The sequence below is a fragment of the Paraburkholderia sp. SIMBA_030 genome (assembly GCF_046535245.1).
GTDB lineage: Bacteria > Pseudomonadota > Gammaproteobacteria > Burkholderiales > Burkholderiaceae > Paraburkholderia.
The window spans coordinates 1-1,447 of the sequence record NZ_JAWRXB010000059.1 but is presented as its reverse complement, the minus strand read 5'-3'; the positions used below and the strand labels follow the sequence as shown (position 1 = coordinate 1,447).

At 51.6% G+C, this 1,447-nt stretch carries 1 rRNA gene; it reads right to left on the bottom strand.

The features are described 5' to 3' along the window. A 16S ribosomal RNA gene (locus tag SB772_RS38985) occupies positions 1-1,279 on the bottom strand; the annotation flags it as partial. Positions 1,280-1,447 lie beyond the last annotated feature (168 nt).

Genomic DNA, 1,447 nt, shown 5'->3' with positions numbered 1-1,447 from the left:
CTTAACCTCGCGGTTTCGCTGCCCTTTGTTCTGTCCATTGTAGCACGTGTGTAGCCCAGGTCATAAGGGGCATGATGATTTGACGTCATCCCCACCTTCCTCCGGTTTGTCACCGGCAGTCACCTTAGAGTGCCCAACTGAATGCTGGCAACTAAGATCAAGGGTTGCGCTCGTTGCGGGACTTAACCCAACATCTCACGACACGAGCTGACGACAACCATGCACCACCTGTCACTCTGCCCCCGAAGGGGACGTCCTATCTCTAGGATTGTCAGAGGATGTCAAGACCTGGTAAGGTTCTTCGCGTTGCTTCGAATTAAACCACATGCTCCACCGCTTGTGCGGGCCCCCGTCAATTCCTTTGAGTTTCATTCTTGCGAACGTACTCCCCAGGTGGCTAACTTATCACTTTCGCTTAGTCTCTGAACCCTAAGGCCCAAAAACGAGTTAGCATCGTTTACGGCGTGGACTACCAGGGTATCTAATCCTGTTCGCTCCCCACGCTTTCGCTCCTCAGCGTCAGTTACAGACCAGAGAGTCGCCTTCGCCACTGGTGTTCCTCCACATCTCTACGCATTTCACCGCTACACGTGGAATTCCACTCTCCTCTTCTGCACTCAAGTTCCCCAGTTTCCAATGACCCTCCCCGGTTGAGCCGGGGGCTTTCACATCAGACTTAAGAAACCGCCTGCGAGCCCTTTACGCCCAATAATTCCGGACAACGCTTGCCACCTACGTATTACCGCGGCTGCTGGCACGTAGTTAGCCGTGGCTTTCTGGTTAGGTACCGTCAAGGTGCCGCCCTATTTGAACGGCACTTGTTCTTCCCTAACAACAGAGCTTTACGATCCGAAAACCTTCATCACTCACGCGGCGTTGCTCCGTCAGACTTTCGTCCATTGCGGAAGATTCCCTACTGCTGCCTCCCGTAGGAGTCTGGGCCGTGTCTCAGTCCCAGTGTGGCCGATCACCCTCTCAGGTCGGCTACGCATCGTCGCCTTGGTGAGCCGTTACCTCACCAACTAGCTAATGCGCCGCGGGTCCATCTGTAAGTGGTAGCCGAAGCCACCTTTTATGTCTGAACCATGCGGTTCAAACAAGCATCCGGTATTAGCCCCGGTTTCCCGGAGTTATCCCAGTCTTACAGGCAGGTTACCCACGTGTTACTCACCCGTCCGCCGCTAACATCAGGGAGCAAGCTCCCATCTGTCCGCTCGACTTGCATGTATTAGGCACGCCGCCAGCGTTCGTCCTGAGCCAGGATCAAACTCTCCGATAAAGTAGTTTGACTGACTACGCACATCGCTGTGCGATTTATTTAAAACTTTGAATTAACAGGTACGTTTTGTCTTGTTTAGTTTTCAAAGATCATTTTGTTCACTTTCCCAAGCAACTTTTTAATTATATAATAAGTTTCTCTTAAAGTCAACATGTTTTTTTATAAATG